10 protein-coding genes and 1 pseudogene are annotated in these 15059 nt (G+C 70.3%); 5 read left to right on the forward strand and 6 right to left on the reverse strand.

Annotation, left to right across the window (positions count from 1 at the left end; all coding sequences use genetic code 11):
- Positions 1-10 precede the first annotated feature (10 nt).
- The 3 genes and pseudogenes from ABD289_RS17505 to ABD289_RS17510 all read right to left on the reverse strand — a co-directional run bounded on the left by ABD289_RS17505 (position 11) and on the right by ABD289_RS17510 (position 3271).
- Positions 11-1345, reverse strand: coding sequence for a multicopper oxidase family protein (locus tag ABD289_RS17505; RefSeq protein WP_344133467.1), 1335 nt, complete (start codon positions 1343-1345; stop codon positions 11-13).
- A pseudogene (locus tag ABD289_RS25365) lies at positions 1303-1644 on the reverse strand (multicopper oxidase domain-containing protein); the annotation flags it as partial. The pseudogene ABD289_RS25365 and the gene ABD289_RS17505, both read right to left, overlap by 43 nt.
- A gap of 139 nt (positions 1645-1783) precedes the next feature.
- Positions 1784-3271, reverse strand: coding sequence for a serine/threonine-protein kinase (locus tag ABD289_RS17510; protein ID WP_344133676.1), 1488 nt, complete (start codon positions 3269-3271; stop codon positions 1784-1786).
- A 210-nt stretch (positions 3272-3481) separates the two neighbouring features.
- Here ABD289_RS17510 and ABD289_RS17515 point away from each other — a divergent pair, with 210 nt between their 5' ends.
- Positions 3482-4672, forward strand: coding sequence for a cytochrome P450 (locus ABD289_RS17515; RefSeq protein WP_344133470.1), 1191 nt, complete (start codon positions 3482-3484; stop codon positions 4670-4672).
- A gap of 64 nt (positions 4673-4736) precedes the next feature.
- Here ABD289_RS17515 and ABD289_RS17520 read toward each other — a convergent pair whose 3' ends face one another.
- Positions 4737-6164: a glycoside hydrolase family 30 protein gene (locus tag ABD289_RS17520; RefSeq protein ID WP_344133679.1), complete on the reverse strand. Its 1428-nt coding sequence runs from the start codon at positions 6162-6164 to the stop codon at positions 4737-4739.
- A gap of 343 nt (positions 6165-6507) precedes the next feature.
- Between ABD289_RS17520 and ABD289_RS17525 the strand changes: the two genes are divergently transcribed.
- Positions 6508-8343, forward strand: coding sequence for a glycoside hydrolase family 3 protein (locus ABD289_RS17525; protein WP_344133473.1), 1836 nt, complete (start codon positions 6508-6510; stop codon positions 8341-8343).
- 44 nt (positions 8344-8387) lie between these two features.
- On the opposite strand, the gene ABD289_RS17530 is transcribed toward ABD289_RS17525, so the two are convergent.
- Positions 8388-8969, reverse strand: coding sequence for a GNAT family N-acetyltransferase (locus ABD289_RS17530; RefSeq protein ID WP_344133476.1), 582 nt, complete (start codon positions 8967-8969; stop codon positions 8388-8390).
- A gap of 555 nt (positions 8970-9524) precedes the next feature.
- Between ABD289_RS17530 and ABD289_RS17535 the strand changes: the two genes are divergently transcribed.
- The 3 genes from ABD289_RS17535 to ABD289_RS17545 all read left to right on the forward strand — a co-directional run bounded on the left by ABD289_RS17535 (position 9525) and on the right by ABD289_RS17545 (position 13520).
- On the forward strand, positions 9525-10526 hold the full coding sequence (locus ABD289_RS17535; protein WP_344133479.1) for an aldo/keto reductase family protein: 1002 nt from the start codon (positions 9525-9527) through the stop codon (positions 10524-10526).
- A gap of 112 nt (positions 10527-10638) precedes the next feature.
- Positions 10639-12234 (forward strand): flavin-containing monooxygenase, encoded by a 1596-nt coding sequence (locus ABD289_RS17540; RefSeq protein ID WP_344133482.1) that lies wholly within the window; start codon positions 10639-10641, stop codon positions 12232-12234.
- Between the two features lie 35 nt (positions 12235-12269).
- Positions 12270-13520: an APC family permease gene (locus tag ABD289_RS17545; protein ID WP_425564717.1), complete on the forward strand. Its 1251-nt coding sequence runs from the start codon at positions 12270-12272 to the stop codon at positions 13518-13520.
- Positions 13521-13558: 38 nt separating this feature from the next.
- Here ABD289_RS17545 and arfA read toward each other — a convergent pair whose 3' ends face one another.
- Positions 13559-15055, reverse strand: coding sequence for an arabinosylfuranosidase ArfA (gene arfA / locus ABD289_RS17550; protein WP_344133487.1), 1497 nt, complete (start codon positions 15053-15055; stop codon positions 13559-13561).
- Positions 15056-15059: the final 4 nt, after the last annotated feature.

Genomic DNA, 15059 nt, shown 5'->3' on the forward strand with positions numbered 1-15059 from the left:
GGCGCCGCGCCTAGCGGACGTAGGAGACGAGCGAGGCCATGCCGGTGGCCACGTGGTAGGCGTTGTGGCAGTGCACGAGCCACTGACCAGGATTGTCGGCGGTGAAGTCGACGCCGACCCGCCTGCCCGGGGCGACCATCACCGTGTCCTTGCGGGTTCCCCTCGGCAGCCGCGTGGGTGCTCCGCCGGCGATGTCGGCGATCTCGCGAACGGCGAAGGTGTGCCCGTGCAGGTGCACCGGGTGGTACATGTTGCCCTGATTGACGAAGTCCAGCCGCACCGGCTCGCCCTCGCGAATGTCCAGCGGCTCGACGCTGGTGAACGGCCGGTCCGGATCGTAGGCCTTGGCGTTGATGCTCCAGCCGAACCGCATCATGTCGCCGGTGAGGTAGAGCGTGCCGGTCTTGCCCGCGGTCCCGCTCCCGGTGTCCACCTCGGCGGTGGCGCGCAGATCGGTCAGCCACAGCAGCTCGCCGCCGAGTCCTCCGGGCTGAGCAGTCGGCTGCGGAGCGCTGCCCGCCTTCGACGTGCGCACGACCGCGAACGCCTGGGCCTTCTTGCCTTCGGCGACGCCGACCAGCGGGAACACGCCGGATTTGAGGTCGGTGACGACGTCGTAGCGCTCCCCCGACCCGAGCTGGAGGGTGTCCACCTCGACCGGCTCGACCGGGAAGCCGTCGGTGTGCGTGACCGTCAGCCGGTGCTCGCCGAGCGCGACGCGGAAGACCGTCGAGCCCGATGCGTTGATCAGCCGGATGCGCGCACGCCCGTTGCCGGTGAAGGTCTGCGGGTCGGTCGGCAGCCGACCGTTGATCAGGTACGCCGGGTAGTCCACCTGTCTCTTGAGGCGAGCCTGCGGTGGCTCCGGTTCGACCCCGGCGGGCGGCTCGGCCAGCGCTTCGGGCACGTCGTACTCCCAGGTGCCCGAGCGGTCCTCGATCCGCCCTTCCTCGACGTCGGTGCGGTATCCGGGGTGCATGCCCTTCGCGGCGCGCAGCGTGCCGCGCACCTGCTCCGGTGCGGCCGCCATCCCGTCCAGCCAGTCGTCGAGCACCACGACGAACTCGGCGTCGTAATCCCCGCGCTCGTGCCGATCCTCGACGATCAGCGGCGCGTGCAACCCGTGCGCGCGCTGCACGCCCACGTGCGGGTGCGACCAGTAGGTGCCCGGGTCCGGCACGGTGAACTCGTAGGTCTTGGTCGATCCCGGCCGCACCGGGTCCTGGGTGAGGTTGGGGACGCCGTCCATGTCATTTGCGGATGGCCAGCCCGTGCCAGTGCACGGTGGGACGGATCGGGCAGCCGGTTGTCCAGCTCGACCCGCAGCCGGTCGCCCGCCGCGCAACGCAGTTCAGGGCCGGGAACCTGCCCGTTGTAGGCCAACGTGTCCACCACCCGGCCGCCGAGGTCCACCCGGGTCGGCTCGGCCCGCAGGGTCCTGGTGACCACTTCGCCGGTGCGGCTGCGCGCCTCCTCCGCGCGGGAGACCTCCTCCGCGCGTGCCAGCACCCGGCTCGGGCCTCCCGAGGCACCGGCACCGCCGGAGCTCAGCCTGGTGCGGGCCATTCCACCGATCGCCCCCGCGCCCACCGCGAGGCCCGCAGCTCCGAACAACAGGCTTCGCCTGCTCACCTCGTCAGCCATCTGCTCCGTCCCGCGCCGCCGCTGCTCGATGGGTCGCGCCGCTGCGAGGCGCGAGCGCGAGTGCGGCACCTCGAACGGCGGACCGACGAACCGAGCCCATCGAGCGAGTTCGCAGGATCCCGGAAGGCTTCCGCGACCGCTACTGCCCGATCGGGACGTACTTGCTCCAGGGCGTCGAACCGACCTTCGCACCGTCGTCCCACAGCTGGATCTGGATGCGGACCCTGCCGCTCTCCTTGAGGTTGTACCCGCAGGTCACCGGGCCACCGGCGGCGGTGTTGGTATCGCTGCACCGCACCGTCCGGCCGTAGCCGGTCTCGGCGACGGTCCGAACCGACTTGCCGTCCCCGGAGAGATCGCGCGCGGTGAGCTTGTCGCCCACGGCGTAGAAGCAGCCCGCACCGCGCGGCTCGCCCCCGACGAAGATCCTCTCGCAGATCTTCGGGGCAGGCGCCTTGCTGGTCGTGGCGGTCGCCGACGGTGTCGGAGCGGTCGAGACCTCGCTGGTCGCACCGGGCGATGCCGGGGAGGCTTCGGCATCCGGGGCCTCGACCCGCTCACCTTCCGGAGTGGGAGCGGGCACCCCGGACAGGCCGGAGGGCACCGGTGGGACCAACTGCGGATGCGAGCGAATGGGCTGCTGTTCCCCCGAGCTCGGCGCCGTGATCGGCGCGGGCCGCTCCCGCTCGGGCTGCAAGGTGGCGACTGCCGCCGTGATTCCCGCCAGCACCGCCAACGCGCCGACCCCGACCAGCACCATCGGCCACTTGGACCTGCCGGGCGCGACCTCGGCGCCAGCGTGCATCGGCAGCGTGCCGTGCAGTGCCCGGCGCGCGGCCTGCACCAGCTCCCCCACGGTGCCGAACCGGTCGGCCGGGTCCTTGGCCATCCCGGTGGCCACCACCTCGTCGAAGGCCCGCGGAACGTCCGCGCACACCTCCGAGGGACGGGGCGGCTGCCGGTGCAGGTGGGCGTAGATCAGGGCTTCCACCGCCTGATCCTCGAACGGCTTGGTCCCGGTGAGGCACTCGTGCAGCACGCACGCCAGCGAGTAGACATCGGCTCGGTGGTCGTACGGGCGCCCGCCGAACCGCTCCGGAGCCATGTAGGAGACCGTGCCGATGGTGGTGCTGCCGGAGGTGCGGTTGACCGAGTCGCGCAACGAAGCCGCGATGCCGAAGTCGACCAGGTAGGCGAAGCCGCTCTGCCCGATCAGCACGTTCGACGGTTTGACGTCGCGGTGCACCAGGCCTTCCCGGTGCGCCGCGTCGAGCGCCTGGGCCACCTGGTCGAGGACGGCGACCACATCGGCAGGCCGCATCCGCCCCCGGGCAGCCAGCAGCGCGCCGAGGTCCTGCCCCTCCACCAGCCGCATGTCCAGGTACAACCGGCCGTCGATCTCGCCGTAGCCGTGGATCGGGATGACGTGCGGCTCGCTGAGACGCCCGGCAGCGTGCGCCTCCCGCTTGAAGCGCTCGCGGAACTCCTCGTCGGCCGCCAGGTGCGGGGCGAGCAGCTTCAGCGCGACGATCCGATCGTGCCTGGTGTCGTAGGCCCGCACGATCTCGCCCATGCCGCCGCGGGCGATCAGCCCATCCACCCGGTACGGCCCGAAATCCCACTGCACGGTGCGCAACTCCCATCCCGACGTCGGTCGGTTTGGGTCATCCTATTGGGTGTGGAATTCCTTCTTGCACGGGCGTGCGACCGGGAACGGTAGCTCTGAGTGAAGTTTCGACTACGAATACCGGCGCCGGGCTGTTCGCGACGCGCCGCGAATGCTAGAGAAAGTGGATCATGCTCCTGCGCGCGGCTCCGGAAGGGAGCGATTCCACAGATGCCCCCCAGCGACGGCACGGACGCACGAAAGATCAAGCGAGGTGAGGAAGCCGGCGACGGCTGCCCGGTCAGTCGCGGCGAGGACGGCGTGTGGCGGGTCCGCGGACACGCCGCCGCGCGCGCCCTGCTGCGCCACACCGAAACCGTGCAGGCCGGGCTCGGCGTGGAGACCATCGAGAAGATGCCGGCCAAGATCCGGCGCCCGGTCCTGTACCGGGACGGTCCGGAGCATCGCGAGCACCGCAGGCAGACCGCGAAGTACTTCACGCCGCGCAAGGTCGACGACTCCTACCGCGAGCTGATGCATCGGGCCTCGCAGACCCAGCTCGCGAAGATCGCCGCACCGGGCGTCGACCTGTCCGACCTGAGCTTCGGCTTGGCGGTCGACGTGGCCAGCGCGGTCATCGGTCTCAAATCCACCCCCGGACTCGCGCATCGCCTCGAGCGCTTCTTCCCCGAGGAGTTCGGCGAGCCCGGATTCACCAGCCTGCACGGCCTCTACTGGGTGTGGCGGCAGGCGGTCAACTACGGCGGCATCTTCATCATGGACGTGCTGCCCTCGGTGCGCGCGCGCCGCAAGCAGCGCGCGGACGATGTGGTCTCGCACCTGCTCGACGAGGGCTGCTCGCCGGCCGAAATCCTCGGCGAGTGCATCACCTTCGCCGCAGCGGGCATGGTCACCACCCGCGAGTTCATCAACCTCGCCGCGTGGCACCTGTTCACCGACGAGGCGCTGCGCGAGCGGTACCTGGCCGCCGAGGAGACCGACCGGATCGCCATCCTGCACGAGCTGCTGCGGCTGGAGCCGGTGGTGTCCAACCTCAAGCGGCGCGCCACCGCGGACATCGAGCTGCCCGGTTCCGACGGCGAGAGCGTCGCGGTCGCCGCGGGCGAAACCGTCGACATCGAGGTCACCGCGACCAACCTCGACCCCGCGACCATGGGCGAGCTACCGCGGTCCATCTGCCCGGGCAGGGAGATCAACGAGGGCACGGCGCCGGGCATGTCGTTCGGCGACGGCGCGCACCGCTGCCCCGGCAACAACATCGCGATGCTGGAAACCGACGTGTTCCTCACCCGGCTGTTCGCGCTGCCGGGCGTGCGGATGGTATCCGAGCCCCGCGTGTCGTTCAACGACGCCATCGGCGGCTACGTGCTGCGGGGCCTGGTCGTGACCACCGGAAGCTGAGCACCGGCCCGCCGCGCTCGGGACGGGCGCGGCGGGCTCACCTCCCCGGTTCTCGGCACGGTCGTCACGGCTGCCACGTGAAGGTCGTGACCGCCCCGGCGGGCAGCGTGTGCTCGAAGCTCCGACCGCGGTGTCGGACCTGGAAGCTCCGCTCGGCGCCCGCGGAGTTGAGCGCCAGCAGCACGATTCCGCCGCCGGGGTTGCGGAATGCCACCGTCTCGATGTCTTCCGGGTTGCTCGTGGACTCGATCCGGGTGGCGCCCGGACGCACGAACTTCGCGACGTGGCCGAGCACGTAGTACTCGACGTTGCGGTGCACCTGGCCGGTTTCGGTGTCGACCGTGACCACGCCCCGGCAGTCGGTGCACCCGCCGTTGGTCGGGCCGTGGTTCTGGTCCAGGGCGATGTTCCAGAACGTCACGCCCTTGGCCCAGTTCCGGATGCCGCCGATGATCAGATTTCGGGTGTTCCACTCGAGGTTGTCCGCGAAATCCGGTGACCACGCACCGCCCGAGCACTCGGTCAGCCACGTCCCCTTGTCCGGGTGCTCCTGGTGGAATTCGCGCTGCGCGCCGACCGATCCGCCGTAGCAGTGGAAAGCGGCGCCCGCGGTGTGCCGCCCGGCTTCGGGGTCGTCGACGACCTGCGCCGGGTACTCCGGATGGTCCCAGTTGTGGTCCCAGGCCAGGATCTTCGTGCCCAACCCCGCCTCGGCCAGCTTCGGCCCGAGCTCGTCACCGATGATCGCGGCCTGCTGCGCGGGATCCATGTGCATCGACGGGTAACCGGCGCCGCCGTCCGGGGTTTCCGGGTGGTACGGCTCGTTCTGCACGCTCAGGTAGTCCAGCGGCAGCCCGGCGTCGGCGTAGGCCTGCGCGGTGCCGACCAGGTAGTCGGCCAGCAGCCCGTTGTTCTCCGGCCGCAGCGCACCACCGTCGAGATCTTCGTTGGTCTTCATCCAGGCCGGAGCGCTCCACGGCGTGCCGATCAGCTTGAGCTCCGGGTTGATCCGCTTGGCCTGCCGCACCAGCGGAAGGACGTCGTCCCGGTCGCGAACGACCGACAGGTCGGAGAGATCGCAGCACGTGTCGTCGTAGGTGTAGTCGCCGTCGTGGGTGAAGTCGCTGGCGCCCAACGGCTGCCGCAGCATGCTGAGCCCGATCCCGTCGGCGCCGAACAGGTCGGTCATCAGCTCGTCGCGGGCGGCCGGGGCCAGCTCGTCGTTGACCAGGTGCGCCGCGGAGTCGGTGAACGCGGCCCCGAAACCGTCGATGGTCTGGTAGCTCGTGGTCTCGTCGACGTCGATGACCGTCGCGGCCCCGCCGCCGGTGCCGAACTCCGCATCGGCTTGCCGGGCGAGCAGCACGCTCCCGTCACCCGTCGTCCGCCACACCTCAACCGTCGGAGCCGCGGCGGCTGCCTGCGCCGTCAGCGCGGACGCCAGCAGCGCTCCGGTCAGCAGCACCGCGCCACCGCGCGGGGAACCGGCCATCCGTCTCACGTGAACCACTCCTCGACGAGCGACCACTGCGGTCGTGGAAAATTCCGACGGCGCGCGGCCCGTGCTCTGCAGCACGCACGAGCCGCGAGAACGAACCGTCGATCTGTCCGTTCGCTCCCCGATGGCTGGATTCCGCCAAGGCGGCGATCACCGCTGTCACCGGTGCTAGTTTCGGCCGACCGCAGCGGGCTCCGAGCAATCTGAGAGCGCTCTCACAATATCGGTCCCGACCCGTTCGTCCGTGCCACCGGCGAGTTCTCGCCATCGAGTTCTGGCTGGTGGGACAGCGTGCGGTCACCCAACGCAGTGCATTCAACCGCAGAGGAGAAGCACCATGGCCAGATGCTTCAGCGGCCGAGCGCGCCTCCTGGTCGCAGGCCTCGCCGTCGCCTGCACCACGGCGTTCGTCCCGGCCGCGGCAGCGACCCAGCCGGAGTACTTGGACAAGAAGGCTCCGGTCGCCGATCGCGTCGACGACCTGATGTCGCGGATGACGCTCGAGGACAAGATCGGTCAGATGACCCAGGCCGAACGCGCCTCCGCCGACCCGCAGACCGCCGCCGACGCCCGCCTCGGCTCGATCCTCAGCGGCGGCGGCTCGGGTCCGGAGACCAACAACGCCAAGTCGTGGGCGGACATGTACGACGCCTACCAGAAGGCCGCGACCTCCACCCCGCTCGGGATTCCGGTCATCTACGGCGTCGACGCGGTGCACGGGCACAACAACGTGCACGGCGCGACCATCTTCCCGCACAACATCGGCCTCGGCGCCGCGAACGATCCGCAACTGGCGCAGGACATCGGCCGCGCCACCGCCGAGGAGGTCGCGGGCACCGGCATCGACTGGAACTTCGCCCCCTGCCTGTGCGTGGCCCGCGACGACCGGTGGGGACGCACCTACGAATCGTTCGGCGAGACCCCGGAACGCCCCACCGCGATGACCTCGGTGATCGACGGGTTGCAGGGACGACGGCTGGACGGGCCGGCTTCGGTGCTGGCCACCGCCAAGCACTACATCGGCGACGGCGGCACCACCGGCGGTGATGACCAGGGCAACGCCGAGATGTCCGAGCAGGAACTGCGCGAGGTCCACCTGCCGCCGTTCAAGGCCGCCATCGAGCGCGGCGCGGGTTCGGTGATGATCTCCTACAGCAGCTGGAACGGCGAGAAGCTGCACGCCAGCGACTACCTGATCAACGACGTGCTCAAGGGCGAGCTGGGCTACTCCGGCTTCGTGCTCTCGGACTACGACGCGATCGACAAGATCGACGGCCAGGAGGGCTTCACCGCCGAGGAGGTCCGCGACTCGATCAACGCGGGCATCGACATGGTCATGATCTCCTCGGAGTGGCGGAAGTTCGTGGACACCCTCAAGGGCGAGGTCGAAGCCGGCCGGGTGCCGATGGAACGCATCGACGACGCCAACCGCCGCATCCTTACCAAGAAGTTCGAGCTCGGACTGTTCGAGAAGCCCTTCACCGAGCGCAAGTACACCCGGACGGTGGGCAGCCAGGAGCACCGGGACCTCGCCCGCCAAGCGGTGCGCGAATCGCAGGTGCTGCTCAAGAACGACGGCGACGTGCTGCCGCTGGCCAAGAACGACGGCAAGCTGTTCGTGGCGGGCAAGAACGCCGACGACATCGGCAACCAGAGCGGCGGCTGGACGATGACCTGGCAGGGCGAGAGCGGCCCGATCACGCCGGGAACCACCATTCTCGAAGGCATCCGCCAGGTCGCCGGTGAGCGCACCGAGATCACCTACGACCGCCACGGCCGCGGCGTCGACGACAGCTACGACGCCGCGATCGCGGTGGTCGGCGAGACGCCCTACGCCGAGTACGAGGGCGACCGGCCCGACGGGCTCGGCCTCGACCAGGAAGACCTGGCCACGCTGTCCAGACTGGAAGCCAGCGGGGTCCCCGTGATCGCCGTGACGGTCTCAGGCCGTCCGCTGGACATCGCCGAGCACGTGTCGAACTGGGACGCGCTGGTCGCCTCCTGGCTGCCGGGCACCGAGGGAGCCGGCGTCGCCGACGTGCTCTTCGGCGACTACAACCCGACGGGCACGCTGCCGATGACCTGGATGTCGTCGTTCGACCAGCAGCCGATCAACGACGGAGACGGGCAGCGGCCGCTGTTCCCGTACGGCTTCGGGCTGCGCTACGAGTGATCCGAGGGGGCGTGCGGGGCTCCTGCAACCGCGCGCCCCTCGGGCTATCCCGCACCGCTCACCGTGCCGCGAGCGCGCTCGGCGAGCCACTCCCGGCGAGTGGTGGCGTACACGACGCCGCCGTGCTCGTCGCCTGCGACGGTGCCGTCCTGGGCGAAGGTGCGCACGTAGCGCAGTCCCGCCTTCTCCAGCACGCGTCGCGAGCCCTGGTTGATCGCCATCGCCTGCGCCCAAACACGATTCAGTCCGAGCTCGGTGAACGCCTTGCGCACCAGGGCGATCGAACCTTCCGTGGCCAGCCCTCTGCCCCAGGCACGCCTGCTGATCCGGTAACCGAGCTCGAAACTGTCCGGGGCCGACTCGTTCTCCGGGTGGAACTTGAACATGCCGAGGAACCACCCGCTCGCCCGGTCGATCGCGGCCCAGTTGCCGTGACCGCCGAAGCGCGCGTACCGGGAGAAGTACTCCAGCATCTCCGCCAGGGATTCCTCCCTGCTCAGCGGGCGACCGCCGTTGAGGTAGCGCATCACCTCGGTGTCGCTGCTGAGCCGGCGGATGTCCTCGGCGTCGTCCATGGTGATCTCGCGCAGGACGAGCCGCCGGGTCTCCAGGAAAATCCTCGACATACCGGCAATATCAGCACAAGCGTTTCCCGGCCACCACCCGATTCGCGCTTGTCGCGCGACGAGCGTGCGCGACATCTCCGGATAGCCGGGAAGTGCGCGCCGCGGGTCCGAAACCTTCCGCCGCCGAGCGGCCTGCCGAGGTGAGCGCCTGCTCAGCGCAAGAACGCGGTGCGGAGCTGTAACCAGGCGGCCCTCAAGAGCAGGCGCGCGATCCCCGCGCGTTCGTCGCCGGGGCGCTGACACCGATTGTTGCGCACTTGACCAGACCTCTTCGTTCCGGCGGACCTGCGGCCGCGCGGTTCTTACGACGCCTGGCGGGACCCCGTTGTCTCGCCAGGCCACACTCCGACAGGGGGCGTGCCCCGTGCACGGCGTGCGCTGACACTTTGGCGGTTCGCGACGCGTAACGCAAGGGACTTCTTCCCGAAACCTCGGCCGAGAACGCAAGATCGAATAGCTGACCAGCGATGATCGGATCGCGTTCGAGCTGCGGCGGGATCGGCTGGATATGCTGCGCACGGCGGCTCGCGCCACGACGATCCTGGAGGAACATCGATGCAGTACCGGCGTCTCGGCAACAGCGGCATGGTGATCAGCGAGATCACCTACGGCAACTGGCTCACGCACGGCTCCCAGGTGGCCGAGGACACCGCGGTGGAGTGCGTGCGGGCCGCGCTGGAGGCAGGCATCACCAGCTTCGACACCGCCGACGTCTACGCCCAGGGAGCCGCCGAGGAGGTGCTCGGGCGTGCGCTGGAGCCGGAGCGCCGCGAGGGGGTCGAGATCTTCACCAAGGTCTTCAACCCGATCGGGCCCGGCAAGAACGACCGCGGGCTCTCGCGCAAGCACATCATGGAGGCCATCGACAACTCGCTGCGCAGGCTGCGGACCGACTACGTCGACCTGTACCAGGCGCACCGCTACGACCCCGAGACACCGCTGGAGGAGGTCATGGAGGCCTTCGCCGACGTGGTGCGCTCCGGCAAGGCGCACTACATCGGCGTCTCGGAGTGGACCGCCGAGCAGATTCGCGCCGGGCACGCGATGGCCCGCGAGCTGCGGATCCCGCTGGTGGCCAGCCAGCCGCAGTACTCGGCGCTGTGGCGGGTCATCGAGGGCGAGGTCGTGCCCACCTGCCGCGAGCTGGGCATCGGCCAGATCGTGTTCTCCCCGATCGCCCAGGGCGTGCTGACCGGCAAGTACCTGCCGGGAACCGAGCCGCCGTCCGGCTCGCGGGCCACCGACGAGCGAGGCGCCTCGTTCGTGTCCCGATACCTGCGCGACGAGGTGCTGGAACGGGTGCAGCAGCTGCGCCCGCTGGCCGACGAGGTGGGGTTGTCGCCCGCGCAGCTGGCGGTGGCCTGGGTGCTGCAGAACGACAACGTCTCCTCGGCGATCGTCGGGGCCTCCCGCCCGGAGCAGGTCGGCGAGAACGTCCAGGCCGCCGGGGTCGAGCTGGACGCCGACTTCCTCGCGCGCATGGACGAGATCCTGGCGCCGGTGGCCGTCACCGACCCCGCCAAGACCGCCGAGAACGCCCCGAAGTCCCGCCCCTGAATGCCGGTGGCGCGAACGGCCGCTGCCGCCGTTCGTGCCATCACGTTTGCCCCATCGCCTGCCCGCGAGGCATTCTCGACTCGTCGTGCGGCCGTGCGAAGGAGTCTCGCCGATGGCAGAGGACACCGACTACGACGTCATCGTCATCGGCGCGGGATTCGCGGGCATGTACATGCTCAAGACCCTGCGCGAGAGCGGTCTGCGAGTCCGGGTCTTCGAGCGCGCCGACGACGTGGGCGGCACCTGGTACTGGAGCCGCTACCCCGGTGCTCGCTGCGATGTGGAGAGCCTGTTCTACAGCTATTCCTTCTCCGAGGAGCTGCAGCAGGAATGGCGGTGGACCGAGCGCTACGCCGCGCAGCCGGAGATCCTGGACTACGCCCGGCACGTCGCCGATCGCTTCGACCTGCGCCGCGACATCTCGTTCGAGACCGAGGTGCTGGGCGCGGATTTCGACTCCGCCGGTGACCGCTGGACGGTACGCACCACCGATGCCGCGGTGAGCGCGCGGTTCCTGATCACCGCAGTCGGGTGCCTGTCGGCGACGGCGATGCCGGAGTACCCGGGCCTGGCCGAGTTCCGCGGCGAGGCCCACCACACCGGCCACTGGCCGCACGAGCCCGTCGAGTTCGCGGGCAAGCGGGTCGCGGTCGTGGGAACCGGTTCGTCGGGCATCCAGACGATCACCGCGATCGCCGCCGAGGTCGAACACCTCACAGTTTTCCAGCGCACCCCCAACTTCAGCGTGCCCGCCCGCAACCGCCCGCTGAGCGAGCAGGAGCAGCAGCGCGTGAAGGCCGACTACGCCCGGCTGCGCGAGGAGTCGCGGCAGTCCTTCTCCGGGTTGCTGGTCGAGCGGCTGGAGCGCAACGCGCTGGACACGCCGTGCGCGGAGTTCCGCGCCGCGCTGGATCGAAACTGGCAGCGAGGAGGGCTCGGCTTCCCGGGAATCTTCCAGGACACCTTGGCGGACCCGGTGGCCAACGAGCTGTCCGCGGAATACGTGCGCGAGCGCATCCGCGAGATCGTCGACGACCCGGAGACCGCGGAACTGCTGTGCCCGAAGGACTTCCCGATCGGCACGAAGCGCCTGTGCGTGGACACCGGGTACTACGAGAGCTTCAACCGGGACAACGTGGATCTGGTCAGCGTTCGGGACCGGCCGATCGAGCGGATCACACCCGCCGGGCTGCGCCAGGGCGGGCGCGATTTCGAGTTCGACATGATCGTGTTCGCCACCGGCTACGACGCGATGACCGGGCCGCTCAACAGGATCGACATCCGCGGCACCGACGGCGCGACGCTGCGCGAGAAGTGGGCCGACGGCCCGCGGACCTACCTCGGGCTGGCCACCGCGGGCTTTCCGAACCTGTTCACCATCACGGGACCGGGCTCGCCGTCGGTGCTGAGCAACATGATGGTCTCCATCGAGCAGCACGTGGACTGGATCGCGGATCACCTCCGATACCTGCGCGAGCGCGGCATCACCCGCAGCGAAGCCGATGCGGACGCGGAGCGCGAGTGGTGCGAGCACGTCGGCGAAGTCGCGGACCTGACCCTCTTCCCCGCGGCGGCCTCCTGGTACACGGGTGCGAACGTGCCCGGCAAGCCGCAGGTGTTCATGCCCTACGTCGGCGGGGTGGGCAACTACCGGGTGCTGTGCGATCAGGTCGCCGACGCGGGTTACCGGGGATTCGTCCTGAGCTGAACGTCCGCGTGAGACGATCGCCCGAGTCCGCGGCGATGGGAGTGTCGGTGAACCAGGCGTCTTCCGGGGAGCCGCTCGCGCGGCGATTGGGCACCTTCGACGCCACGACGATCGGACTCGGGTCGATGCTCGGGGCGGGCGTGTTCGCGGTGTTCGCCCCCGCCGCGGCGGCGGCGGGCAGCGGGCTGCTGTTCGCGCTGGTCCTCGCCGCGGCGATCGCCTACTGCAACGCGGTGGCCTCGGCGCAGCTGGCCGCCGCCCATCCCACTTCGGGCGGGACCTACATCTACGGCCGGGAGCGGCTCGGCCACTGGTGGGGCTTCATCGCGGGCTGGGGCTTCGTCATCGGCAAGACCGCCAGCTGCGCCGCGATGGCCCTGACCTTCGCCGCCTACGCCGCACCCGGTTTCGAGCGCCCGGCAGCGGCGCTGGCGGTGGCCGGATTGGCTGCGGTGAACTACATCGGCATCACCCGCACGGCCGCTCTGACCAGGGTTCTGCTGGCCGTGGTGCTGGCCGTGCTGGTCTTCTTCGGCATCGCCGCGTTCCCCGCGGCCTCCGGCGACGGGCACCAGTGGCTGCCGCACGGCCCGCTGGGAGTGCTGCAGGCCGCCGGGCTGATCTTCTTCGCCTTCGCCGGCTACGCCCGGATCGCCACCCTCGGCGAGGAGGTCCGCGACCCGGCGCGCACGATCCCGCGAGCGATCCTGCTCGCGCTGCCGGTGGCCGCCACGATCTACGCCGCGGTCGGCCTGGCGGTGCTGCTGGTGCTCGGTCCGCAGCAGCTGGCCACCAGCACCGCTCCCCTGGCCGAGGCGCTCGCCGCCGCCGGGCACGGCGCGCTGACCCCGGTCGTCCGGGTCGGCGCCGCCGCGGCCAGCCTGGGGGCGCTGCTGGCGCTGATCGCGGGCATCGCGCGCACCAGCCTGGCGATGGCCCGCCACGGTGACCTCCCCCGCTACCTGGCCGCTGTGCACCCCCGGTTCCGGGTGCCGCACCGCGCCGAGCTCGTGCTCGCGGCGATCGTCATCGTGCTGGTGCTGGTCACCGATCTGCGCGGCGTCATCGGCTTCTCCAGCTTCGGGGTGCTCGTCTACTACGCGATCGCGAACGCCTCGGCGTTCACCCAGCCCGCCGGCGAACGCCGCTGGCCGCGCTGGCTCAACATCGCCGGGTTCGCCGGTTGCCTGGTGCTCGCGTGCACGCTGCCGACGACCTCGGTGCTGGCCGGACTGGCGGTGTTCGCGGTCGGGCTGGTGATCAGGGTTCTGCGCACCCAGCGCTGAACGCGTCGGGAATGCGACCGGCGGAGTTGCCCGAGCGGTCAGGCGATGCGGATGACGTTCCAGGACAGCGGTGGAAGCACTGCGGTGACCACACCGTCCTCCAGCACCACTTCGTCCAGCGCCCGCGGCTGGACCCGCCCGGGCTGCTCGCGGGTGTTGCGCGCGTGCCGATCGCGATCGGTGAGCGTGGTCGCGCCGGCCACCCGGCGGGCACCGGTGGCCCGGAGGTTGGCCGTGAGCTCCAGCGACCGATCGGTGGAGCGGTTGACCGCGAACAGGGTCACGGCACCGTCCTCGCCCCGCACCGCCGTCGAGTGCAGCAGGTCGACGGTGCCGTACTGAGCGGTGTCCTGGCGGCTCGACCGGGGCTCGACGCGCAGCACCCGCCCCCGGCCGTGCCGAGCGGCGTCGGCGAACGGGTAGAAGCTGGTCTGCCGCCACGCCGGTCCGCCCGGCTCGGTCATGATCGGGGCGATCACGTTGACCAGCTGCGCCAGGCACGCCGCGCTCACCCGATCGCAGTGCCGCAGCAGCGTCACCAGCAGGCTGCCCACCACGACCGCGTCGGTCAGCGTGTAGTTGTCCTCCAGCAGCCGCGGGGCGACCTCCCACTTCGGTTCCGCGTCGACGTCGCGCAACCGCCGGTACCAGACGTTCCACTCGTCGAAGGACAGCTGGATTCGCTTGTCGTGCCGGTGCTTGGCCCGAACGTGGTCGCAGGTCGCCACCACGGAGTCGATGAAGTGCTCCATGTCCTGCGCGGACGCCAGGAAGCTGTCGACATCGCCGTCGATCTCCTCGTAGTAGGCGTGGCAGGAGACGTAGTCCACGTGGCGGTAGGTGTGCTCGAGCACCGTGGCTTCCCACGCGCCGAAGGTGGGCATCCCGGAGTTGGAACTGCCGCAGGCCACCAGCCGCACGGAGGGATCGGTCATCCGCATCACGCGCGCCGCTTCCGCGGCCACGCGGCCGTACTCCTCGGCGGTCTTGTGGCCCATCTGCCAGGGCCCGTCGAGCTCGTTGCCCAGGCACCACAGGCTGATCCCGTGCGGATCGGGCGCTCCGTGCGAACGGCGCCAGTCCGACCACGCGGTCCCGCCCGGGTGGTTGCAGTACTCCAGCAGCTCCCGGGCCTCCTGCGGGCCGCGCGTGCCGAGGTTGATGGCCATCATCGGTTCGACGCCGGTCGCCCCGGTGAACCGCATGAACTCGTTCAGCCCGAACTCGTTGGTCTCCACCGTCGACCACGCCGGGTCCAGCCGCCGGGGGCGGTGCTCGCCGACGCCGTCCTCCCAGCGGTACCCGGACACGAAGTTCCCGCCCGGGTAGCGCACCAGCGTGACGCCCAGCTCGGCGATCAGCGCCAGCACGTCGCCGCGCAGCCCGTCCGGGGTGGCCGTGGGGTGGTCCGGCTCGTAGATCCCGCTGTAGACGCAGCGACCCAGGTGCTCCACGAACGACCCGAACAGCCGCGGGTTCACCTCCCCCACCTCGAACGCCGGATCGATGGTCAGCTCGGCCCTGGCACCTGACATCGTC

Source organism: Saccharopolyspora halophila, from assembly GCF_039531955.1.
Classification (GTDB): Bacteria; Actinomycetota; Actinomycetes; order Mycobacteriales; family Pseudonocardiaceae; genus Saccharopolyspora; species Saccharopolyspora halophila.